Below are 22342 nucleotides of genomic sequence, written 5' to 3'. Positions count from 1 at the left end.
CTAGACTCCGTGCTGGGCGAAACGGGTGCCTGAGCGTGCATAGGCGAACCATGCGGTGGCCATGAGCAGCAGGTAGACCGCGATGAAGATGATGAACGCCGTGGTGTAGGCGCCGGTGCTGGATACGGACAGTCCCAAGGCCTGGGGAATCAGGAAGCCGCCGTAGGCGCCAATGGCCGAGATCAAACCGAGGGCGGCGGCTGCCTTGCGCGAAGAATCCACCTGGCTTGCCTGTTTTCCCTCGTCGCTCAGGGCAAAGACTGCCGGGATCATGCGGTAGGTCGAGCCATTGCCGATGCCGCTTGCGGTGAAGAGCAGCAAGAACAGGAATAGAAACATCCAGAAGTTGGCCCGTGGCAGGCTGAGCACCAGCGCAGCGGTAATCAAGGCCATGGCTCCGAAGGTCGCCACCGTGATGCGTGCGCCACCGAGTTTGTCAGCGATCTTGCCACCGTACGGACGCGCCAGGGAAGCGACCAGCGGGCCGAGGAAGGCCAGGGTGATGGTTGCGGTGCCCAACGGCAAGGCCGCGTATTCGGGGAAGGTGTCAACGATCAGCTTGGGGAATACTGCCGAGAATCCAATGAAGGAGCCGAAGGTTCCCACATACAGTGCGGAGATGATCCACAGGTGCTTTACCTTCAGGCAGGCAATGGCGCCGCGGATATCTGAGCGGGCCGATGACAGGTTGTGCATGTATTTCCAGGCACCCCATGCGGAGAGCAGAATCAACGGGATCCAGAGCATCCCTGCCAGCGGTAGCTGCAACGCCCCGGCGGCGAAGACCGTGACAATGACCGGTACAAGCAGCTGGGCGACCGCCGCGCCGAGGTTGCCGCCGGCGGCGTTGAGGCCCAACGCCCATCCCTTGCGGGAAGCGGGGTAGAAATAGGTGATATTAGCCATCGAGGAAGCGAAGTTTCCGCCGCCGAAGCCGGTCAGCGCCGCAAGGCTGAGCATGACCCAGAATGGCGTGGACGGATCAGCCAGGGCCAGGGAAATGCCGCCGGCCGGAATCAGCAGGAGCAGCGCGGAAATGACCGTCCAGTTGCGCCCGCCGAAACGGGCCACCATGAACGTGTAGGGGATGCGCAGTGTGGCACCGACGAGGCTCGGGATGGAGATCAGCCAGAACAGCTGCGTGGTGCTGTAGCTGAATCCCGCTACTGGAAGATAGACCACGACAATGGCGAAAAGCTGCCAAACGCTGAATCCGAGGAACTCGGCGAAGATGGACCACTTGAGGTTTTGGCTGGCTACCGCAGATCCGGTGCGCTTCCAGAATTCTGGATCCTCCGGGGTCCAATTGCTGACCCAGCGTCCCGGTTGCACTTGCAGTGCCTGCGATGTGTCAGATGCTTCTAGCTGTGCGCTCACGTTATCCGATCCCTTCTCTAGCACTTGATGCATCTGAGCTTCTCAAAGAGGTATTTCGCCTAGGTGCTCAGGTTGTTGCGCCGAAGGGAACTTAAATTCACCCGCCGGATCGGTGCGCCGATAGGCGGCTGTAATGTGTTGGAAACCCGAGCCCCGGGGCAACGATCCAGCTTCGGGATTCGCGGTGCTGGAGGGAGGGCCAGTCCCGTCGGATCGCTGCAAGTGGGAGAGGGGATGAGCGGCAAGACGGCAAGTTTTTGTTCATGATGCGAAAAAGAGATTTCAAAAGAAGTGTTGCGTGCGTCACAATCCGCTGATAATCTCGTAGCTGTCTATGGCGGGCACCCACCTGATGGGTCGCTATCTACCGGGCATGCAACTGATCGATTTCAGGTGACAAGCGCAACCGGTAGCTAGCGCCAAGCAGCGCGCTGCGGTTCTCTTGTCCAAAGCATGAGGAGCCACGCGATGAGCGTTACTACCACTGGCCAAGACTATCTTTCGATGGCCATCGATATTGCCACCACAAATGTCCACAACGCCGGCGGGCCTTTCGGCGCCGTCGTTGTCGCCCCCGACGGCCAGGTCTTCGAAGGGGTCAACCGCGTCACGGCCAACAATGATCCATCGGCGCACGCCGAAGTGGTGGCCATCCGCACCGCGGCCGCCGCCTTGGGGACCTTCGACTTGAGCGGCTGCGTGCTCTACAGCAGCTGCGAACCCTGCCCGATGTGCCTGGCCACCTCGCTGTGGGCCCGCATCGGCAAGGTCTTCTTCGCGGCCAACAGGCATGATGCGGCTGCCGCCGGATTCGACGACGCGGTGTTCTACGACTATTTCGAAGCAAAATCCAACCGCTCGCTGATGCCGGTGAACTGCTTCCAGTCCGAAGGCGGCGAGCACCTGTTGCCGTTCAAGGCATGGGATTCGCAAGAATCCCGGACCGACTACTAAAGGTCCAGGACCATGACCACGACAAGTCGCTGGCCAGCTGGCCCCCAGGGCGCGCAGCGCGGCAGCAAGCCGCGCCGGCCGGGTGGGCCGGGCGGCATCCTGGATGCGTTCTTCAGCATCACCGAACGCGGGTCCACGCTGGCGCGGGAATTGCGCGGCGGGATCGTCACCTTCTTCACGATGGCCTACATCGTGATCCTCAACCCGCTGATCCTCGGCGGATTCAGCGCCGAGGCCGCACCCGTGGATGTGGCCGGCAACTGGCTTCCGGCCGCGCAGGTCGGGGCCATGACCTCGCTGACTGCCGGGGCCATGACCATCCTGTTCGGGCTGATCGCCAACCTGCCCTTCGGCCTGGCCGCCGGGCTGGGCATCAACTCCTTCCTGGCCGTCTCGGTGATCCAGGACGTCACCTGGCCCGAGGCCATGGGACTGGTGGTGGTCAACGGCGTGCTGATCGTCCTGTTCGGGATGACCGGGGTGCGCACCGCGATCTTCCGGGCCATCCCCAAGGACCTGAAGGCCGCCATTACGGTGGGCATCGGGCTGTTCATCACCTTCATCGGGTTCGTGGACTCCGGCTTCGTTACCCGTACCGCCGCCGGGCCTCCGGTGCAGCTGGGCGATGGCGGGTCGATCGTCTCGATCCCGACCATGGTCTTCGTGGTGGGGTTGCTGATCATGGGTGCGCTGGTGGCCCGCGGGGTGCAGGGCGCGATCCTGATCGGCATCGTGATCTCCACGGTGCTGGCGATGATCGCCGAGCTGGTGTTCAGGATCGGGCCAGCCGGCGCGGATAACCCGCATGGCTGGCACCTGAACATGCCGGTGCTGCAGGGAAATATCGTCTCGTTGCCGGATTTGTCGCTGGCCGGGGAGTTCGACCTGTTCGGCTCCTTCGGGCGGATCGGCGCGCTGGCGGCCACGATGCTGGTGTTCACCTTGGTGTTCACGAACTTCTTCGACGCCATGGGCACCATGACCGGACTGGCCAAGAATGCCGGTCTGGCGCGCAAGGACGGAACCTTCCCGCGGCTGAAGGCCGCGTTCGTGGTCGAGGGCCTGGGCGCGGTGGCCGGAGGCATGGGCTCGTCCTCCTCCAATACCGTCTACGTGGATTCGGCGGCCGGCATCGGGGAAGGAGCGCGCACCGGGCTGGCTTCGGTCATCACCGGCGTGCTGTTCCTGGGTTCGATGTTCTTCACGCCGCTGACCTCCGTGGTTCCCATCGAGGTGGCTGCCGCGGCACTGGTTCTGGTGGGCACCTTGATGTGCGCGCAGATCCGCGAGATCAACTTCAAGCGGTTCTCCAGCGCCATGCCGGCGTTCCTCACCCTGATCACCATGCCGCTGACCTACTCCATTGCCAATGGCATTGGCGCAGGGTTCATCGCCTGGGTGGTGGTGAACACCGCGGCCGGGCGGTACGCCAAGATCCACCCGCTGCTGTGGGTGGTGGCGCTGGGCTTCCTGGTGTACTTCGCACGGGGCCCGATTACGGCCCTACTGGCCTGAGCTGATACGGGCTATAGTAAGGATCCACTGAGGTGAGGTGGCTCACCTTGATGGTTTGCATGGATGTGAATGATCCGAATTCTGGAGGGTAATCATGGGCGGATGCCTCGCCTGGTCCAAGGGCCAGATAGCGCACGGAAACTGATCCCGCCGCAGCACGCGGCGGCGCCCTGGACGAGCCTGGAACTTCCGGCAGGGCGCCAGATCCCACCCATTATCCAATTCATTCATGGTGCGCCGGGCGATACCCGGGCGCAGGAGGTGTCAACGGCATGAGCGCCGAGGCAACGCAAGAGACGAAATGCCAGGTTACGGTCAACGGAAAGGTCCGGGAATTCGACGGGCCGCCGCATACCAACGCGCTGGATTTCCTGCGCGGGCAGCAATTGATCGGATGCAAGGAAGGCTGTGCCGAGGGCGAGTGCGGCGCCTGCTCGATCCTGGTGGCCCGCAGCGATGGGGAAGGCAGCAGGTGGACGGCGGTCAACGCCTGCCTGCTGCCGGCCGCGGCGCTCGACGGCCAGGAAATCATCACCTCCGAAGGGCTGGGCAGCGTCGCGGCGCTGCATCCGGTGCAGGAAGAGATGGCCAACCGCGGCGGATCCCAGTGCGGTTATTGCACCCCCGGATTCGTCTGCTCCATGGCCGCCGAATACTACCGCCCCGAGCGGACCGCCAATCCCGCAGTCAGCGCGGGTGATGGCGGGGAGCACGAGTGCGGACCGAATGGATTCGACCTGCACGCGCTGTCGGGCAATCTCTGCCGCTGCACCGGATACCGCCCGATCCGCGACGCCGCCTACGCGCTGGGCGAGCCTGAGCCGGATGACCCGCTGACTGCCCGGACCCAGCACCGGGCCCCGGCACCGGTGGCCACCGACATCCAGCGCGCCGATACCCCTACCGGGGACCTGGGCCGCTTCCGCCGGCCGGCGGACCTGGACCAGGCACTGCAGATCCTGTCAACCGAACCGCAGACCGTACTGGTGTCCGGTGCCACCGACTGGGGCGTGGAGGTCAACATCAAGGGCGCCCGCGCCCGCTCGGTGCTGGCCATCGACCGGCTGCCCGAGCTGCGCCAGATCCACTGGAACGAGCAGTACCTTGAATTGGGTGCAGGCTGCACCCTGAGCGAACTGGAACGCAAGCTCGCCGGGCAGGTTCCGCTGCTCTCCCAGCTCTTCGGGCAGTTCGCGTCAAGGCTGATCCGCAATAGCGCAACCATCGGCGGCAATCTGGGGACCGGATCGCCCATTGGCGACACCCCGCCGGCGCTGCTGGCGCTGGAGGCCGAGCTGGTGCTTTCCAGCATCCGCGGCAACCGGATGGTGGCGCTTTCGGACTACTTCACCGGCTACCGGCAGACCGTGCGCGAGCCGGGGGAGATGATCACCGCGATCCGCATCCCGCTGCCGCTGGCACCGCTGACCAGCTTCCAGAAGATTTCCAAGCGGCGCTTCGATGACATTTCCTCGGTAGCCATCGGCTATGCGCTCACGGTGTCGGACGGCATGATTACCACGGCGAGGATCGGGCTGGGCGGCGTGGCCGCCACCCCGCTGCGCGCCGTGGCCACCGAAGCCGAGCTGGAAGGCCAGCCGTGGAACCTGGAAACCATCCGGGCCGCCGCGCGCACCATGGGCACCGAAGGAACCCCGATGGATGACCACCGGGCCAGCGCCAACTACCGCAAGGCCATGCTGGCCTCCTCGCTTGAACGGTTCTATGCCCAGCAGCTTGAACGCCGCTTTGAAGCAGGACAGGAGCAGAACTCATGAGCCAGCTATCCCAACGCCCCGACGCTCCGGTAGTCGGCCAGCGCCACCGCCACGAATCGGCGGCCGCGCACGTCACCGGCACCGCGCTGTATACCGACGACCTGGCTGCGCGTCTGGCCGGGGTCCTGCATGCCTACCCGGTGCAGTCCACCTGCGCCCATGGAAAAATCCTGGGCCTGGATGCCAGCGCGGCGCAGCAGGTACCCGGGGTGGTCCGGGTCATCACCGTGAAAGACATCCCCGGGGTCAATGACCAGGGCGCCAAGCACGACGAACCGCTGCTCCCGGTGGAAGAAGTCATGTTCTTCGGCCAGCCGGTGGCGTGGGTCCTGGGCGAAGACCTGGAAGCTGCCAAGGCCGGGGCCAAGGCGGTGCGCGTGGAGTACGAACCACTGGATTCGCTGATCACCATCAAGGACGCGATCGGGGCCAACAGCTTCCACGGCATCCAGCCCGAGATCTCCAAGGGAGATCCGGAGGCAGCCTTCGCGCAGGCGGCCCATGTTTTCGAGGGCGATTTCGAGTTCGCCGGCCAGGAGCACTTTTATCTGGAAACGCAGAACTCGCTGGCCATGGTGGATGAGAGCGGGCAGATCATGATCCACTGCTCCACCCAGCATCCCACCGAAACCCAGGACATCGTCTCGCATGTGCTGGGCATTGGTGCCCACGAGGTCACCGTGCAGGTATTGCGCATGGGAGGAGGCTTCGGCGGCAAGGAAATGCAGCCCCATGGCTATGCCGCGGTGGCGGCCCTCGGTGCGGTGCTCACCGGACGGCCGGTGCGGGTGCGGCTGGACCGCACCCTGGACATGACCATGACCGGCAAGCGCCACGGATTCCATGCAACCTGGAAAATCGGCTTCGACGGGCAGGGCAAGATCCTGGCCCTGCAGGCCCAGCTGACCGCTGACGGCGGGTGGAGCCTGGATCTGTCCGAACCGGTGCTGACCCGCGCGATGTGCCATATCGACAATTCCTATTGGATCCCGAATATCAGGGTCAACGGGCGCATCGCCAAATGCCATAAGACCTCGCAGACCGCGTTCCGCGGCTTCGGCGGTCCGCAGGGCATGCTGGTCATGGAAGACATCCTGGGCCGGGTGGCCCCGCAGCTGGGATTGGACGCCCGGGAACTGCGCCGCCGCAATTTCTACACCCAGGGACAGGACACCCCGTACTACCAGCCGGTCCGGCATCCCGAGCGCTTGGAGGCAGCTTGGAGCCAGCTGCTCGGCTCGGCAGATATCGCCGCGCGCGAGGAGCAGATCGCAGAATTCAATGCCGGGCACGAGCACGCCAAAAGGGCGCTGGCGATGACGCCGGTGAAATTCGGCATCTCCTTCAACCTCACCGCCTTCAACCAGGGTGGCGCGTTGGTGCTGGTCTACAAGGACGGTTCGGTGCTGGTCAACCACGGCGGCACCGAAATGGGACAGGGCCTGCATACCAAGATGCTGCAGGTGGCCGCCACCGCCTTGGGCGTGCCGCTATCCAAGGTGCGCATTGCCCCTACGCGCACCGACAAGGTGCCCAATACCTCGGCCACCGCAGCCAGTTCGGGCAGCGACCTGAACGGCGGCGCGGTCAAGGATGCGTGCGAGCAGATCCGCGGCCGGCTCGCGCAGGTGGCCGCCGGAAAATTGGGGGTTCCGGCGCAAGATCTGCGCTTCAGCCGCGGCAGGGTCACCGCGCTGGGCAAGAGCGAATCGCTGGGTTGGGAAGAAGTGGTCAACGCCGCGTACTTCCAGCGGGTCCAGCTTTCGGCCGCCGGCTTCTACCGGACCGAAGGGCTGCATTGGGACCTGTCGCGGATGACGGGCAGCCCGTTCAAGTACTTCTCCTACGGGGTGGCGGCCAGCGAGGTGGAAGTCAGCGGCTTTGACGGCTCCTATGTGCTGCGCCGCGTGGATGTCGTCCATGATGTGGGCGATTCGCTCTCGCCGCTGGTGGATCTGGGGCAGATCGAGGGAGGGTTCGTGCAGGGGGCTGGCTGGCTGACCCTGGAGGATTTGCGCTGGGACACCTCCGATGGCCCGGGCCGCGGACGGGTGGCCACCCAGGCCGCGAGCACCTACAAGATCCCGAGCTTCTCCGAGATGCCTGACGTCTTCAACGTCAGCTTGCTGGACAAGGCGCATGAGGAAGGCGCGGTCTACGGTTCCAAGGCCGTGGGAGAACCGCCGCTGATGCTCGCCTTCTCGGTGCGCGAGGCACTGCGGCAGGCCATTGCCTCCTTCGGCCGCTCCGGGCGTCCGGTGCCGCTGGCGTCCCCGGCGACTCCGGAAGCGGTGTTCTGGGCGATCGAAGCGGCGCGGGAGGAGAGGTAGCCATGCTGTCATGGATTGAAGCTGTCACCGCGCTGCGCAATGAACGGCGTCCCGCGGTGCTGGCCACCATCACCGCGGTGCGCGGGCATGCCCCACGCGAGGCCGGCGCGAAAATGGTGATTGCCAGCCAGGAGATCTTCGGAACCATCGGCGGGGGCAACCTGGAAATGGCGGCCATGGAACGGGCCCGGCAGATGATCAGCGCGGGCGGGAACCAGCCGCAGAGCATCACCATGAAGCTCAGCGACAAGGCCCCGGCCAAGTACGGCAGGCAATGCTGCGGCGGCGAGATCACGGTGCTGCTAGAGCCCTTGCCGGTTCCTGCCACGGTGGCGATCTTCGGGGTGGGAAATGTGGGCATGGAATTGGCCCGCATTCTCGCCCGCCATGACCTGGAGCTGCATCTGGTTGATTCGCGCCCGGAATTCCTGGAGGACCTGCCGGCCCTTGAACCCAGCGTGGCGCGGATCCATTCAGCGGTGGCGGTGCTCGGGGAGCAGGTGCTCAGCTGCCTGCCTGGGGGAACGCACGTGCTGATCATGACGCACGATCATGCCGAGGATTTCCACCTGTGCGATGCCGCGTTGCGCCACCCGGGCTTGGGATCGATTGGATTGATCGGGTCGAGTGCCAAGTGGGCCCGCTTCCAGAAGAATCTGCGTGCCAGCGGCTTCAGCGACGAACAGATCGCGGCGATCCAGTGCCCCATTGGGATCGAGCTGGTGCGGGGCAAGCAGCCGGCGGTGATTGCGGTGTCCGTGGCTGCCGACTTGCTGGCGAGGATCACGTCCGGGGCAAAGCAGCCGGTGCGCAGCGCCTAGATGCGGGGCCGACGGGCGATTATGAGAATTGTCTAACGTGGGGAACAAGGAGCAATGCCGGGGAGTTTAAACAGGGGAGAGCGGTGCTTCGTGCACCGCGCCCGCAACGTCTAGGAGGCCAATTCCATGTCCATGTTCGACAAGCTGCTGCGCAAGGGCAAGCAAATGGCCGGCGAGTACGTCCGGGAACAGCTCAACCAGCGCGGCTCCAATAGCAATCAGCGCGGCTCCAATAACCAGCAACGCGGCTACCAGCAGAATCCCGGCGGCTACCAGCAGCAGCCGCAGCACCAGAACTACGGCGAGCGCGGCTACGGCAACCAGCCGGCCTCGGCACCGTCGCGCGAGGATCAGGCCGCGATCGAGAAGTACCGCTACATGCTCCGTACCGCTCCGCCGCAGGATATGGAACGCGCCCACGCCGAGGCTTTCGCCCGGCTGACCCCGCAGCAACGCGAACTGCTGCATCATGAACTCTCCGAGCAGTTGCCGCCGGCAGAACGCCCGATGAGCCAGGACCCAAGGGACCTGGCCCGTTCGGCAACCCGCGCGGAGATGTCGCGTCCCGGGTTCATGGACAAGATCTTGGGTTCCGGCGGCAAGGGACGGGGCTTGGGCATGGCTGCCGGCGCGGCCGGCGGCTTGGGTGTTGGCCTGCTCGGCGGCGTGGCAGGTGCGTTCATCGGCACGGCCATTGCCGGACCGCTGCTTGACGGTTTTGCCGGTATCGGCGAAGAGTTCGGTTCCATGGCCGAGGGTCTGGGCGATACCGTATCCGGTGCCGGGGAACAGCTCTCCGCGGCCGGTGAAGGCCTGGGCGGCCAGGCCGAAGGCATGTTCGGGGACTTCCTGGGCGGCGCCGGTGGGGACTTCGGCGACTTCGAGTTCTAAAGCAACCGGTCTCAAGCCGGCAGCAACTGCGTGTTGCTGCCGGCTTTTTCGCGCGCTGTCCAGGCCTGCGGACAAGCCGCTGGTTCAGCGGAAGCCGAAGTGCCTGGACGGGCCTTAGCCGGGCTGGATGGCTTCGCGGACCCGGGTGATCTGTCCCGGGGTGACCTGGCAGCAACCGCCGATCAGACGAGCGCCTGCGGCCACGAGTTCGGGAACCGCTCCGGGCAAATCATTGCCTTCAGTTCCTGGGACCCACACACGAGCTTCGTGGTCCCAAATTTCTCCGCTATTCGGGTAGGCCGACAGCGGCAAGCCGGTTTCTTCTCCCAGGATCTGCAATGCGGCCACCGCTTGGGGTACCGGGCAGCAGTTCACGCCGACTGCGTCCCACACGCCGGATTCCTGAACGATTCCGGCTACGACTCGAAGATCGGTGCCATCGCCCAGAACCACTCGGCCTTGGTCATCGGCGCGCACCGCAAGGCTGAGCAACGCCGGCAGCTGCAGCTCCCGAGCCAATACGGTCAATGCTTCTGCTTCTCCCAGGCTTGGCACGGTTTCAAAGATGACCAGATCGGCACCGGCATCAGCCAGGATTTCCAAGCGCTTGCGGTGCCAGTTGGCCAGCTCGGAGGCCGTCTTGCGATAGGCGCCGTCGTATTCGGTCCCGGCGCCCGGTCCGGCACCGTAGGGACCCACCGAGGCGGCCACCCAGCGTGCTGCGTCCGCGCTCCCAACGCTGGAGGCTTCTCGCGCCAGGCGCACGCTGGTGCGCAGCATTTGTTCCATCTGCTGCTCGGAGCCCACCTGAGCCAGGCCGTCATAGCTGACCTGGTAGGAGCAGGTCGTGGCAACTTGGGCACCGGCAGCGAAAAAGTCCTGGTGCGCCGCGCGGACCTCTTCGGGACGGTCCATGAGGATCTGCGCTGACCACAGGTGCCCGGTCACGTCATTGCCGCGATCGGCCAGATGGGTGCCGAGACCGCCGTCGAGGATGATTGGCGGGCTGCCTTCGGCGCACAATGCGTCACGGAAATTGCTGGGGTGGTTTGGGATATGCACGTCATCGAGGGTACACGCCGAGTGCTTGGATGACCGACCTTGACGCCGTGTGACCACAGATGACATGCCCGTCCGGGACTGCCGTCCAAGCTCGATATCCTGCAAGCGCATTCATTCCACAAGGAGCCCCATGACCGAGAGCATCGTCAGCACCAACGAGACTGCACCAGCCGATTCCGGACTGCTAAGAACCATGACCTCGCGTCATCTGGTGATGATCGCTTTGGGCGGGGTGATCGGTTCGGGCCTGTTCGTTTCCTCCGGATACACCATTGCCCAAGCCGGGCCGCTGGGCGCGGTGCTGGCCTATGCAGTCGGAGCCTTGGTGGCCTACATGGTGATGAGCGGGCTGGGAGAGCTGTCGGCGCGGCATCCGGTGGCAGGAGGATTCCATGCACACGCCACCCGTGATCTTGGACCAGCGTGGGGTTTTGCCACGGCGTGGCTCTACTGGCTGTGCTGGGCGGTAGCCCTGGCCAGCGAATTCACCGCAGCCGGGCTGCTGATGCAACGTTGGTTCCCCTCGATTTCCGTCTGGGTTTTCTCACTGGTTTTCGCTGCTTTGCTATTTGCGCTGAATGCGACTTCATCGCGGGTCTTCGGCGAAACCGAATTCTGGTTTGCGCTGATCAAGGTGGTGGCGGTGCTGCTGGTGATTGTCGTTGGCGCCGCCACGATCATCGGCATCAACCCAGCCAGTGACGCCGGCGTGATTGGCCTGTCCAACTTCAGCACCGAAGGGGGACTGTTCCCTGCGGGGATTACCGGAGTACTGCTCACTGTCCTGTCGGTGTTCTACGCATTCAGCGGTACCGAGCTGATCGGCGTAGCTGCCGGCGAGGCGAAGAACCCGCAGCTGAGCATTCCGCGGGCCATCCGCACCGCCGTTGTTCGCCTGGCGGTGTTCTTCATCGGTGCCATCGTGGTCGTAGCCGCAATCATCCCGTTTGCCGAGGCGGGCGCGAATGAAAGTCCCTTCGTCACGGTCCTGGATGTCGCCGGCCTGCCAGCCGGTGCGGACATCATGAACTTCGTGATCATCACCGCCCTGCTCTCGGCAGGAAACTCCGGACTGTACTCATGCGCTCGCATGCTGCATTCCATGGGAGCCGCAGGCCAGGCGCCCAAGGCCCTGTCCAAGACCAACAGCAGGGGCATTCCGATGCTGGCCCTGAGCCTGTCGATCCTCGGCGGACTGGTATCGCTGTTCTCCAGCTTTATCGCGGCGCAGTCGCTCTTCATGGCTTTGGTATCCATTGCCGGGTTTGCGGTAGTAGCGGTGTGGATCGTGATCTGCGCATCGCACCTGTCGTTCCGCCGGCACTACGTTGCCCTGCATGGATCCACCGATTCCCTGCCCTATCGGGCACCGTTGTTCCCGATTCTGCCGATCATCGCCTTGGTGCTGCTTGGCACTTCGCTGGTGGGCGTGGCTTTTGATCCAGTGCAGCGTCCAGCACTGTACTTCGGTGTTCCGTTCACGCTTGCCTGCTTGGCCTATTACCGCTGGCGCCATGGCGCTGGGGTGTTCAGCCCGCAGCGTGAAGCCGAAAGTGCGGGATCGTTCGCGGGAAACTGAACCGGCGCAGAGTCCTGCGGCCCTACTGTTCCACGAGTGGAAGGTGGACCAGGGTGCGTTGCCCGTTTTGCACCATGAATCCGCGGCCCGGCGGGAATTCGTGGCGCTTGACGCGCGGGAAGGGCACCTTGAACAGCGAGTCCCCGTCGTAGGCGTCGGGCTTGAGCGCGATGCCGTGGCGGTTGGACTTCAGTTCGCCGAGCAGTCCGAAGCTGGAGGAGAACGCGTTGATGTCTCCGTCGGCGATCAACAAGTGGTCGGAGCGGTTGATGGCCTTGAGCAGTTCCTTGAGCGGGCGCTCGGCATCCGAATCGGCGAACTCGGTGAAGTTCTCCACAACGAACACGATCTTGCCCGGCATGGAATCGTCGGCGACCAGATCCAGCATGTCCTTGGCGAACTGCCGGGTCTCGGCCGGGCCCGAGGCCGCGCCGTTCCAAGTCCGCCAGCCGCGCAGCTCGGCGCGCCGGCCGCCAATGTGGAAGAACTGGGTGGCCGGGTTGGCGCGTTCCAGCGCGGTGACCATGGCGCGCATGGTGTTGGTCTTCCCGCTTTGCGGCGGCCCGGCGATGACGAAGGTGCCGATGGGCTCGAAGCCGCAGGGTGCGAGGGTGGCATCCGACAGACCGATGGCCGGCTGCCCGTTGACCGTGTCGGGCAGCGCCGCCGCGGAGAATTCCTGCGGCAGCGACTCGACTCCGGCCGCCTGCGGGGCACCGGAAGCTGCCAGCTCTTGGGCCCAGCTGGTGGTCAGCGCGGTCTGCTCGGCCACGTTCGCGGTGCCGCCCAGCACGGCGATCTGCGCCTCGTGGCCCTTGATGATGGCGCGACCCGGGGCACTGCGTTCGCCCAGCACATCCTTGGCCACGCCCAGCACGTTGTAGGCCTGCTCGTCGGCCATGCGCAGCACCACGCGCTGGGTGATGTTCGCGCTGATCGCGGTGGGCACCGCGCCGAAGCGGTCGGCGGTGGTGACCACGTGCACGCCTAGCGGGCGGCCTTCGCCCACGATGCGCATGAACACCTGGTAGTACTCGCCGCGGCCGTGGCCCAGCTCCCAGTCGCTGCGGAACTGGCCGAAGCCGTCGATCAGCAAGAAGATGCGCGGCTCGGACAAGTCTCCGGTGACCTGGCGGTATTCGCTCAGAGAGGCGGCGTTTGCGGCCGCGTACCGGGCCGAGCGCTCATCGAGGTGCTCGGCCAGGATGCGGAAGACGCGCTGGATGCGCTCCACGTCATCGCCGCCAATCACCGCGCCGACATGCGGCAGCGGATCGAGCGACCGCAGCGAGCTGGTGCCGAATTCCAGTGCGTACACCGCTGCGGTGCCGGCCGAAGGGTTGGCTCCCGCGGCGATCGCGATGCTGCGCAGGGCCGCAGACTTGCCCGCGCCGGAGGTGCCGTAGACCAGCAGGTGGCCGTCGGTATCGGGTTTGAACCAGGCGGTTTCCTGGGCCTGGTGCTCGGGGATGTCGGCCAGGGCCAGCGGGATCCGGCTGTCCGAGTCCGGGGCGAGCTCGCGCAAGTCCACAGTGGCCGAGAGGTCATCGAGCCAGGGCCGGCGGGGTGCCGGGATCCCGGCCCCGTTGGATGCGGCGATGAAGCTGGAGACCAGGCGCTTCTGGTCGTTCGGGCCGCTGTTCTCCTCGATTTCCTCGGACCCCGCATCAGGCTGCTCCCAGACGCGCGCGCCGCCGAAGCGCAGGTCCTCAACCCGCACTTCGGCCGCTTCGGGCTCATCGGTGGTCCAGCCTCCGGCGTAGCCGGATTGGAAGGGCACCAGCCGGCCCGGGCCGGTCTTGGCGATGCCGCGGCCGGGCAACGACGGATCGAAGCCGGCGGCGATGGGGTCCTCCACCACGTCATTGGAGTCGGCGGCGTCGGCCATGCGCAGGGCCACGCGCAGGTTGGTGTTGGCGCGCAGGTTGTCCTTGATCACCCCGGCCGGGCGCTGGGTGGCCAGGATCAGGTGGATGCCCAATGAACGGCCGCGCTGGGCGATGTCCACTACGCCGTCCACGAATTCCGGGACCTCCCCGGCCAGGGCGGCGAACTCGTCGACCACCAGGACCAGCGCTGGAGGGGTCTCCGGGTCCTGGCGCTTTTCCAGCTCCAGCAGGTCCTTGGCCTTCTTGCGGTGGAAGAGCTTCTCGCGGTGGTGCAGCTCGGCACGCAGGCTGGTCAGCGCGCGGCGGACCAGGTGCGGGGAGAGATCAGTGACCAGCCCGACGCAGTGCGGCAGCTCCACGCAGTCGGCGAAGGCCGAGCCGCCCTTGTAATCCACGAAGAGGAAGGTGACCCGGTCGGGGCTGTATTCGGCGGCCATCGCCAGCACCCAGGCCTGCAGGAATTCGGACTTGCCCGAGCCGGTGGTGCCGCCTACCAGGGCGTGCGGGCCCTGGGTGCGCAGATCCAGGCTCATCGCATCCGGGGTGCTCTGGCCGATGTAGGCGCGCAGGGTTCCGGCGCGCTTGAGCCGCGGCCGGGGCCCGGTGGAGGCGCGGTCGATCACCGAGTTGTTCTGCTTCCAGCGCTCGAGCACCGCGTCCGGTGCTTCGGCCAGATCAGTGCCCAGGATGCGCAGCAGCGACACCGAGTCCGGGATATCCGAAGAGTCCGGGACCAGCGAGCTGGAGTCAACGATCGGAGCCAGCCGACGGGCGAAGTGCTCTGCATGCTCGCGCGAGACTCCTTCCACGGTCACCTGGCGGGCTTCTTCGCCGGCGCGCACCCAGCCCACGCGGGCATCCTCCAGGCCCCGGGTGACATCCACGAAGGTGCGGCAGGCCGCGGGCAGGGACTGGACGGTGGGGGCCACGAAAATCGTGTAGATGCCCACGGCCGGTCCCCGCTCGATGATCTGCGAGAGCCGAGCGCGGTCCACCGGGGCGTCATTGCTGACGAACAGCACCAGCGAGAGGTCCTTGGCTAACGGCACGCTGGTGTTCTGCTCGCCGGCTTCCTTGCCCAGCTCCATGGAGGAATTGCGGGTGGACAGCGGGCCCAGCCGGTAGGAAGCCGGGTCGTTGCGCCGGGCGATGAGCTCTTCCAGGGCGTTGAGCAGCACGGTGCCCGAGGTCTGGGTATCGGCCAGCGCCAGCTGGGCCAGCGGGGAGCGCGGCCCGGTGGTGTGCGGCAGCCACTTGAACCATTCCAGGTCCCCGGTCCAGGCCGGGTCGATGATCGCGGCGGTGCACAGGTCGTTGGGGGCGTGCAGGCCGAAAAGCTGCACGGCCAGCGAGCGCAGGACATCGGCGGACTGCAACCGGGGCCCGGCAATGCCGATGGCGCCGGCAGAGGGCAGCAGCTCGATGATCGGCACATCGTCGATCATCCGGTATTGCTCGGTGAGCTCTTCGACCCGTTCGACGTATTCCTGCAGTCCTGCCCGGTCCGCCAGCGGGGCCACGGTGGTGCGGCTGCGGGCGGTTCCCGAGCCCAGCCGCAGGGAGAGGAAGTTCCAGTGCTCCGGGCGCCGGGTCCAGAGCAGCTGGCCCAGGGACTCGGCCTGCTCGAAGACCGTTGCGGTGGCTGGGGCTTCGCTGCGCCGGTGGGAGCGTTCGGCTTCCTCCCCGGCCAGCAGGTCATCTTCCAGCACTTCGAATTGCCGTTCGAAGGTCTCGATTTCCAGGCGCAGCTTGTTGTTGTTCTGGGTGCGCTGGCCGATCAGGTTGCCCAGCATCATCAGCGGCGAGACCAGCACCACGATCAGCGACAGCGCTCGCTGGGTCAGCGAGAAAATGGTCAGGCCCATGATCAGCGGTGCGAAGATCATCGGCCAGGGGAAGAGCTTGGGGCTGGCTTCCTGCGGGATCGCCGGGCGAGGCAGTTCCTCGCCGGGGTAGCGGATCTCCACCCGCGGCGAGCGGTTGAAGAGGATCGAGCCGCCCTTCTCGTAAACCGGGGACTGCCCGGTGGTGTTCGCCTGCAGCAGCTCGAAGTAGACATCCGTGGCGCCCAGGGTGATCAGCTGGCCGGGGATCACCGAGACGCGCTGGGCCAGCCCGCCATCCACCAGGATGCCATTGGCGGAGTTCAGGTCGACCAGCTCGATCTTGCTGCCCACCTCGATGCGCGCATGCCGGGTGGAGACCATGCGGTCGTTGAGCACCACGGTGGCCTTCTCCGAGCGCCCCACATAGGAGGTGCCGGCGGGCAGCGCGAAGGCCATGCCGGCATCCGGGCCGTTGGCCACGCGCAGCACCGCGGCCGCCGAGCCGCCCGAGACGAAGGCGTCGGTAGTCGGCACGACTTCGATGGCGAAGCCCGAACCCAGTTCCGCTTCGGCCAGCGGGGTGTGCGGATCGAGCTGCACCGGGGCGGTGCCGGTGGCCGTGGCCAGCAGCGTGGGATGCTCGGGAACCTGCTCCCCGGCCAGGGCGCGGGCGGCATCTCCCACGGTGGCGGTCGCATCGCAGGTCAGGATGACGTCCACGGTGCTGGTGTCCGGTCGCCTGAGCGTGGCCTTGATTTTCACTTGGCGGTCTCCTGGAAGGTAATGCGGAAGGTGCGGCTGCCGACTTGGACGACGTCACCGTCATTCAGATGCAGGCGGACATGGGGCGGTGCATTGTGAGGGGCGCGGGAGGCGACGATGACCTGGGTGCCATTGCTGGATCCCAGGTCCATGATCCAGGCATTCGCCCCGTCGCAGCCGAAGGCCAGGTGCGTTTTGGACATCAGACGTTCCGGGTCCTTCAGCGCGACCAGCAGTTCATTGCCGGTGCCCGCGGTGGCCTGGGGCGCACGCCCGATCAGCCCGGATTCGGGAACCGGGATGTAGGACCCGTCGTCGAAGGCGAAGGCCGCGCGGCGGACGATTCCCAGCCCTTGCTCCGAAGGCGAATGCCAGTCGCTGTTTTGCGCTCCGACAATGCCAGCGGTGGACCGGGCACGCGAAGGCACGGCGGCCTCTTCGCGCCCGGCGTCATCTTCGATCGTGCCCAGCGGCGGCAGATGCTCGGAAATGTCCCGGTCCGGGCGCGAGAGCAGGTATTCGGCACGGGCCAGCGCCCGCGGGTTGGTGGGGTCCAGTCCATTGCGGATATCGACCACATAGGTCTGGGCAATCTTGTCCAGCCAGCCGCGGCCGTGCTCCTTGTCGAACAGGCAGGAGACCAGTAGCAGGACGGGGCCGATGAGCGGGATGAGATGGCTGAGCAGGAAGGCGAAAGACGCGGCCATAACGCGGGGGATACCCGGTGCGGCGAAGCGGCCCAGTCCGGTGGCGCGCAGTCGCATGGCGGACTTGCCGGGCGAAGAGCCCTTGCGGCTGTTCATCGTGAGCAAGACAATCAGGTAGACCAGCAATAGCAGGGCGCTGACCGCGGACAGGACCAGCGGAACGGTGGAGTACTGCCCAGTCACCCGGAAAATCACGTAGCCGATGCCGGCGGGCAGCAATGCAGCCAGCGAAATAGCGTAGTCGATAAGGTAGGACCAAATGCGCAGGCGTGCTTCGGCCGGCCGCATTCCGAGGGTGGAGGATTTGGCGAGGGCTGCTGCTGAAACGACGTCCATGGGACCTTTCTACTTCAGTTCAATGCCGGCCTGCCACGGGGAGTTCTCCCCATTGAACGGAGGCCATCTGCCACATTATTCTAGACTGTGAACGAACTAGAGTGGCCCGGCAAGCGGGCCAGTCGACGAGTTGAGGAGCATTGTTGTGACTGATTTCAAGGCCAATTACGGCGAAATGGAAGCCATGGCATCGAAGCTTGATACCGGGCGCGAAGACCTGGATGGCGTTCTTGAGCAGCTGCAGTCCGGCGTGGACAAGCTGCTGGGCGAAGACTTCACCACCGAGCACGCTTCGGGCCAGTTCGGCGAAGGCTACAAGGACCTGAACGATGGCTTGAAGAAGGCTTTCGACGGCATTAATGACATGGCCATCGCCCTGCGCGACATGATGGAGCAGATCCAGGACACCGACCGTTCCATGGCTGGCAAGTAGGACCGTTTTTTACGGGGTAATGTGGCCGCCTTGGGAAATTACGGGCGGCCACATTTTTCTTGCACCGCCTGATCCTTGAATACCGAATTGTCCTGCAGCGTCGTCGCTGGATACCTGAGGAGTCGTTTGCACTATGGCCGATGAAATCTATTTGGCGCGCCTGGAAGAAATTGTCACGGAGCTAGGCAATAGTATTAAGGATTTCGAGAATGCGTCTGACTTTGCCAAGGGCATGGCCGGCTCAGTGGGAGACCCGATGGGCAAAGGCGATCTGAAAGACCGAGTCAAGGACTTCGAAGACAACTGGAACGATACCCGAGATGACCTCCTCAAGAATCTTGAAGGAGTGCATACCGGCTTGAAGGACATCAAGGATGGATTCGAAGAGTGGGATCTGGAAACGAAGAAGGCCTTCTTGAATTCACGTGCTTCCGATGCCCCCAAAGAAGCTAAGTAAACTGAGAGAGTTGACGACATGACCTTGGAATCGCCAAAGGGTACAACCCTGCAGCTCATCGACGGAAATCCTGATGACCTGCTCCGGAGCGCCAAGGACTTGATCACCTCGGGCGAGGAGATGGAACGCTCTGCGGCCAGGCTGGAAGACATCAGTAACGGGACGTCGGATCTGAAGTCTGAAGCTATCGCCAAGCTGCGTGAGAACGCTGGAGACGTATTTCCCGAGTTGCGCAAGGCGGCCATCCGATACGACGGCACAGGCCAGGCCCTGAAGAAATATTCCTATGCTTTGGACCGGGTCCAAGGCGCGCTCCAAATGTGCACCGCTGAGGGCGGAGTGGATTCGTACACGAGCTTGAACGCGCTGATCACGGACATCGAGGATGCGCACCAGAGCGTGCAAACCAAGAGAAGCCAAGAAGACACTGCCGAAGGCGCGGTAGATGATGCCGACGGATTCCTCGGCTTCAGCGAAGGGACCGACGAGGAAAAAGCGGAAGCCAAAAGCGACCTGACAGAAGCAACCGCTGCGCGCGAAGAAGCCGAAGAAGAACTGCGTGAGCTGTGGGGCAAATTCGACGGTCGCGTTTCCTATTGGGAAGATGCCTACGATGAGGCAGTCGGCGAAATCGAGGATGCCTTCAAAGCCGCGGACAACGATGACAAGTTCCTCTCCACCCTGGGTTCGGTTCTAGGCTGGATTGCCTTGGGCGTGGGTATTGCGGCCTTGTTCATCACTTCGCCGGTGTGGGGACCGATCGCATCAGCAATTGCGGTGATCGCTGCCGTTGCCGTGGTGGCAATCGAGGTCATCAAGATGGTCCAAGGCGATGGCGACTGGACCAGTTTGCTGATAGCGGTAGTCGGAATTATCCCCTTCGGCCGTTTTGCTGGAAAAGCCTTCTCCGGCTTAAGCAAGGCATTTCCCTCGGGGATCAAGGCAGGATCCAAAGCAGGACCTCGGAACATCATCAAGGCCTTTAGCAAAACGCGTTCCAGCACGGGGCGCGGCATTGTCAGGTCTTCCATCAAGTCGGGCACCAAGCGCCCACCGAAAACTACGATCCGTGGAAACCGTCCGACCAAAGCCAAGATCCGGCGAAATAACCGCAAGATCGAGCAAAAGTACCAGCAGACCGTTTCCGGCAAGAGCAATAAGTATTTGGATGGTTTCAATAAGGAATTCAAAGGCGACTGGAAGACATACGTTAAGTACATCTCGGAGGGAAGCGCAACAAAGCATCGCGAAATGGCTGCCTACATACTGAAGAACCCTGACGACATGGGTCCTCAGGCCAGAGCCTGGGCGGAAAAGATTGCGAAGCACGGGAACTGGGAAGACCGGGGCAACGTCATAGTAACCGCGCCTCCTAGCCTCTGGGACCTGACTCGCGAGAAGTAGCTTCGGCGCGGAGCAATCCGTAAAGTGAACATCCGAGCTACACATTGAATTGGCGGGAGAAACGATGAGCGCAACACCACCAGCGTCGATGGCGCGTCCCCGAGGCATCGGATATAGCTTGCTTTATCCGGCAGGTTGGCGCGAATTCAACAGCAGTGTGGAGCACGAGCAGGCTTTGACGAAGCTGGTGACTGCTGAGCCCAAGGCACTTGGGCGCGCAGACCTGGTATTGATGCTTCGACGGCAAATGCACCAGACATTCGAGTACTTGAGGCGCCGTGGATCACTTGGTTTCGCAATGCCGGTAGAGAAACTTGCCGTCGGTGCAATGCCGGTTTCCGTGATCCTGACACCACTCAAGGTGGGGCCCTCCGGCACTTTGCTGGATGCTGCGCGAAAGGCCGCAGGCGGCAACCAGATCGAAATCGAAGATGCCGACGGAGCAGACTGGTACCTCTGGTCTTCCGCGGAGCAAACCGCCGAAGCTCCCGAGCTCAAGAACAATGGCCTGAACATGGTTGTTCCTCGTCCTTTGCCGGATGGAAGCATCGATCCGGATCCAAAAGCTGGATTGTGGTTGCTTTATTCCTACGCGCACGTTGAGTCGGAGAATGGTGAGGCATTCGCCGAAGGATTAAGGTCGTTGGGCTTGTCGATACTGGGAACTTTCAAATGGGTGCCAATTCAATGACAACATACGAGATTGAACCGGATCTGGAATTCTGGATTCCAGTACCTCGCTCATTTCCTGAAGATAATTGGGAGACGGCGGAGCAATGGGCACAGGACCTTGCGGAATTGGCCATCCCGGAAGATCCTGAGCTGCGGAAGGTCTATGAGCAGCTGGCTTTGGACGTGGCGAACAACCAGATAGCCGAAGCCGAGCATACACTCTGGTTTTCGCCTGAAGATGGACACGCACTGGGCACTGCCCACTTGATAGTTCTGGACGATGAGCCAGAAAAGAGCTTGGCGGAATTGGCCATGCCGATTTACGAGCCAGCCACGCCTGTCCAAACCAGCGAATACCAATCGGAGTCGGTTGGCCAGATTCTCCAGTTGACGTCGGTCATAGCGATGGACGCGCGGTCAGGAGATGCGGACACAGCAGTCATGCCTGCCGTAGGGCATGTGAGGACCGTTGCGCGTTCGCACGGGCTGGTATTCCTGCTGGAAGCCTACGACTCGGACCTGTCTGCGTTGAGCTTCATGATGGACCCTATGATCGACTTTTTCGAAGCCGTCAACTTTGAAGAGGATGAATTCGATAGTGAAATGGATGAGAATTGAATACTGCCAGATCCAGGCTCCCCGAACACAAAGATTTTGTAACTAACTCCTTGCATCTATATCCAAGAATCGACAAGGGGTTTTCCCTAGTGCTGTTGGGCGGGATTCTGTGCATCGTGGGAATCTATCTAATCGCGAATGATTTACCCTCGACATCAAGTTATCTATCCCAGATTGTTTTGCAAGGAATTCCGACCGTGATCGGAGCCATTCTTGCTATTTTCGGAGTCGTCGCACTTGTCACCGCACTAAAAGGCGCGGCACGCAAGGGCAACGAGGCGATCGACCTGAGATTCAAAGCCAGCGGCCTGACCGTTCGGGGCGGTCGCAAGATCAACTGGGATTCGATTACCTCGGTGACAGGTATCGAGCATGTAAATAATGCGAAAGTCAAAGTCCTTTGGGACCGAGCCGATCTGAACCGGTCATTGGAAATTTATGTTGATGATTCCGTGGATGGCCCCATTGGAAACTCCAAGGATGGAACGACATACGTTCGGGTTTCGCTTCGCCATTACCCTGCCATAGAGTACCGGACCCTTTATGAGCAAATGCTGGACCAATTCGAAAAACGCGGCATACCCCTTGTATTCGAGGCACGAGCTACGCAGTTCTGAATCTCCGCGTACTGGAGCTCCATCGCCGATGCCGCTAACCGTTATTTCAAGCGGTTGAGAATCCTGCAAAACGCCCGGGGCTGTAATGGTCTGCGGCTCAGCACGTTGCTAGAAGCGGAGCGGTCCGCTGTCGGTTTCACAAAATCGAAAGCACACTGATCGAACGCAAGCAGTTCTGAGCCATCATGCCCGACATGCATTACGACAGAAGCGGGGGGGGGGGGGGGGGGGGGGGGGGGGGCGCGGCGCGGGGGGGGGGGGGGGGGGGGTTATATTGTGGGATTGTTTTGGTTGGGTTAGCTAGAGGGACGGGC

The 22342-nt window shown here is 63.5% G+C and carries 17 protein-coding genes; 13 read left to right on the top strand and 4 right to left on the bottom strand.

The window, feature by feature from the left end; translation table 11 throughout:
* Positions 1–1410 (bottom strand): MFS transporter, encoded by a 1410-nt coding sequence (locus ACIQTS_RS03430; protein WP_133834109.1) that lies wholly within the window; start codon positions 1408–1410, stop codon positions 1–3.
* A 435-nt stretch (positions 1411–1845) separates the two neighbouring features.
* On the opposite strand from ACIQTS_RS03430, the gene ACIQTS_RS03425 reads away from it, so the two are divergent.
* The 6 genes from ACIQTS_RS03425 to ACIQTS_RS03400 all read left to right on the top strand — a co-directional run bounded on the left by ACIQTS_RS03425 (position 1846) and on the right by ACIQTS_RS03400 (position 9666).
* Positions 1846–2331 carry a nucleoside deaminase gene (locus ACIQTS_RS03425; protein WP_105656196.1) on the top strand — a complete coding sequence of 162 codons (486 nt, stop codon included), beginning with the start codon at positions 1846–1848 and terminating at the stop codon, positions 2329–2331.
* Between the two features lie 12 nt (positions 2332–2343).
* On the top strand, positions 2344–3846 hold the full coding sequence (locus ACIQTS_RS03420; RefSeq protein ID WP_402471252.1) for an NCS2 family permease: 1503 nt from the start codon (positions 2344–2346) through the stop codon (positions 3844–3846).
* A 272-nt stretch (positions 3847–4118) separates the two neighbouring features.
* A complete protein-coding gene (locus ACIQTS_RS03415; RefSeq protein ID WP_402471249.1) occupies positions 4119–5624 on the top strand; it encodes a xanthine dehydrogenase small subunit in 1506 nt (501 codons plus the stop codon).
* Positions 5621–7954 (top strand): xanthine dehydrogenase molybdopterin binding subunit, encoded by a 2334-nt coding sequence (gene xdhB, locus ACIQTS_RS03410; protein ID WP_402471247.1) that lies wholly within the window; start codon positions 5621–5623, stop codon positions 7952–7954. Before ACIQTS_RS03415 ends, xdhB begins: the two co-directional genes overlap by 4 nt.
* Positions 7955–7956: 2 nt before the next feature.
* The gene (gene xdhC / locus ACIQTS_RS03405) at positions 7957–8775 is read left to right on the top strand and encodes a xanthine dehydrogenase accessory protein XdhC (protein WP_402471245.1); all 819 of its coding nucleotides are present in this window, start codon (positions 7957–7959) and stop codon (positions 8773–8775) included.
* 126 nt (positions 8776–8901) lie between these two features.
* Positions 8902–9666 carry a hypothetical protein gene (locus ACIQTS_RS03400; RefSeq protein ID WP_402471243.1) on the top strand — a complete coding sequence of 255 codons (765 nt, stop codon included), beginning with the start codon at positions 8902–8904 and terminating at the stop codon, positions 9664–9666.
* A gap of 114 nt (positions 9667–9780) precedes the next feature.
* Here ACIQTS_RS03400 and mmuM read toward each other — a convergent pair whose 3' ends face one another.
* Complete coding sequence (mmuM, locus tag ACIQTS_RS03395) at positions 9781–10728, bottom strand: homocysteine S-methyltransferase (RefSeq protein ID WP_402471240.1); 948 nt, start codon at positions 10726–10728, stop codon at positions 9781–9783.
* Between the two features lie 130 nt (positions 10729–10858).
* On the opposite strand from mmuM, the gene ACIQTS_RS03390 reads away from it, so the two are divergent.
* Positions 10859–12307: an amino acid permease gene (locus tag ACIQTS_RS03390; protein WP_402471239.1), complete on the top strand. Its 1449-nt coding sequence runs from the start codon at positions 10859–10861 to the stop codon at positions 12305–12307.
* A gap of 22 nt (positions 12308–12329) precedes the next feature.
* Here the strand turns inward: ACIQTS_RS03390 and ACIQTS_RS03385 are convergent, their stop codons facing one another.
* The gene (locus ACIQTS_RS03385; RefSeq protein ID WP_402471236.1) at positions 12330–16784 is read right to left on the bottom strand and encodes an FtsK/SpoIIIE domain-containing protein; all 4455 of its coding nucleotides are present in this window, start codon (positions 16782–16784) and stop codon (positions 12330–12332) included.
* Positions 16781–17827 carry an RDD family protein gene (locus ACIQTS_RS03380; RefSeq protein WP_332595097.1) on the bottom strand — a complete coding sequence of 349 codons (1047 nt, stop codon included), beginning with the start codon at positions 17825–17827 and terminating at the stop codon, positions 16781–16783. The genes ACIQTS_RS03385 and ACIQTS_RS03380 overlap by 4 nt, the downstream gene beginning before the upstream one ends.
* A gap of 145 nt (positions 17828–17972) precedes the next feature.
* Between ACIQTS_RS03380 and ACIQTS_RS03375 the strand changes: the two genes are divergently transcribed.
* From ACIQTS_RS03375 to ACIQTS_RS03350, 6 genes are all read left to right on the top strand, one after another.
* The gene (locus ACIQTS_RS03375; RefSeq protein WP_066141890.1) at positions 17973–18260 is read left to right on the top strand and encodes a WXG100 family type VII secretion target; all 288 of its coding nucleotides are present in this window, start codon (positions 17973–17975) and stop codon (positions 18258–18260) included.
* A gap of 133 nt (positions 18261–18393) precedes the next feature.
* Positions 18394–18717 (top strand): hypothetical protein, encoded by a 324-nt coding sequence (locus ACIQTS_RS03370; RefSeq protein ID WP_105656206.1) that lies wholly within the window; start codon positions 18394–18396, stop codon positions 18715–18717.
* Between the two features lie 18 nt (positions 18718–18735).
* Positions 18736–20121, top strand: coding sequence for a hypothetical protein (locus ACIQTS_RS03365; protein ID WP_402471233.1), 1386 nt, complete (start codon positions 18736–18738; stop codon positions 20119–20121).
* A gap of 64 nt (positions 20122–20185) precedes the next feature.
* Positions 20186–20812, top strand: a complete 627-nt coding sequence (locus ACIQTS_RS03360; RefSeq protein WP_402471231.1) for a hypothetical protein — start codon at positions 20186–20188, stop codon at positions 20810–20812.
* A complete protein-coding gene (locus tag ACIQTS_RS03355; protein WP_402471228.1) occupies positions 20809–21411 on the top strand; it encodes a hypothetical protein in 603 nt (200 codons plus the stop codon). The genes ACIQTS_RS03360 and ACIQTS_RS03355 overlap by 4 nt, the downstream gene beginning before the upstream one ends.
* Positions 21412–21527: 116 nt before the next feature.
* Complete coding sequence (locus ACIQTS_RS03350) at positions 21528–22028, top strand: hypothetical protein (protein ID WP_402471226.1); 501 nt, start codon at positions 21528–21530, stop codon at positions 22026–22028.
* Positions 22029–22342 lie beyond the last annotated feature (314 nt).

It is taken from the genome of Glutamicibacter sp. NPDC090743 (assembly GCF_044769125.1).
GTDB lineage: Bacteria > Actinomycetota > Actinomycetes > Actinomycetales > Micrococcaceae > Glutamicibacter.
Note: the sequence above shows the minus strand (reverse complement) of the source record. Positions and strands in the feature narration are given on the sequence as shown.

Coding starts and splice junctions, on each gene's coding strand:
- ACIQTS_RS03415 (WP_402471249.1), top strand. CDS start 4,119: ATGAGCGCCGAGGCAACGCAAGAGACGAAATGCCAGGTTACGGTCAAC.
- ACIQTS_RS03370 (WP_105656206.1), top strand. CDS start 18,394: ATGGCCGATGAAATCTATTTGGCGCGCCTGGAAGAAATTGTCACGGAG.
- ACIQTS_RS03380 (WP_332595097.1), bottom strand. CDS start 17,827: ATGGACGTCGTTTCAGCAGCAGCCCTCGCCAAATCCTCCACCCTCGGA.
- ACIQTS_RS03355 (WP_402471228.1), top strand. CDS start 20,809: ATGACAACATACGAGATTGAACCGGATCTGGAATTCTGGATTCCAGTA.
- ACIQTS_RS03365 (WP_402471233.1), top strand. CDS start 18,736: ATGACCTTGGAATCGCCAAAGGGTACAACCCTGCAGCTCATCGACGGA.
- xdhC (WP_402471245.1), top strand. CDS start 7,957: ATGCTGTCATGGATTGAAGCTGTCACCGCGCTGCGCAATGAACGGCGT.
- ACIQTS_RS03390 (WP_402471239.1), top strand. CDS start 10,859: ATGACCGAGAGCATCGTCAGCACCAACGAGACTGCACCAGCCGATTCC.
- xdhB (WP_402471247.1), top strand. CDS start 5,621: ATGAGCCAGCTATCCCAACGCCCCGACGCTCCGGTAGTCGGCCAGCGC.
- ACIQTS_RS03430 (WP_133834109.1), bottom strand. CDS start 1,410: ATGCATCAAGTGCTAGAGAAGGGATCGGATAACGTGAGCGCACAGCTA.
- ACIQTS_RS03400 (WP_402471243.1), top strand. CDS start 8,902: ATGTCCATGTTCGACAAGCTGCTGCGCAAGGGCAAGCAAATGGCCGGC.
- ACIQTS_RS03420 (WP_402471252.1), top strand. CDS start 2,344: ATGACCACGACAAGTCGCTGGCCAGCTGGCCCCCAGGGCGCGCAGCGC.
- ACIQTS_RS03360 (WP_402471231.1), top strand. CDS start 20,186: ATGAGCGCAACACCACCAGCGTCGATGGCGCGTCCCCGAGGCATCGGA.
- ACIQTS_RS03425 (WP_105656196.1), top strand. CDS start 1,846: ATGAGCGTTACTACCACTGGCCAAGACTATCTTTCGATGGCCATCGAT.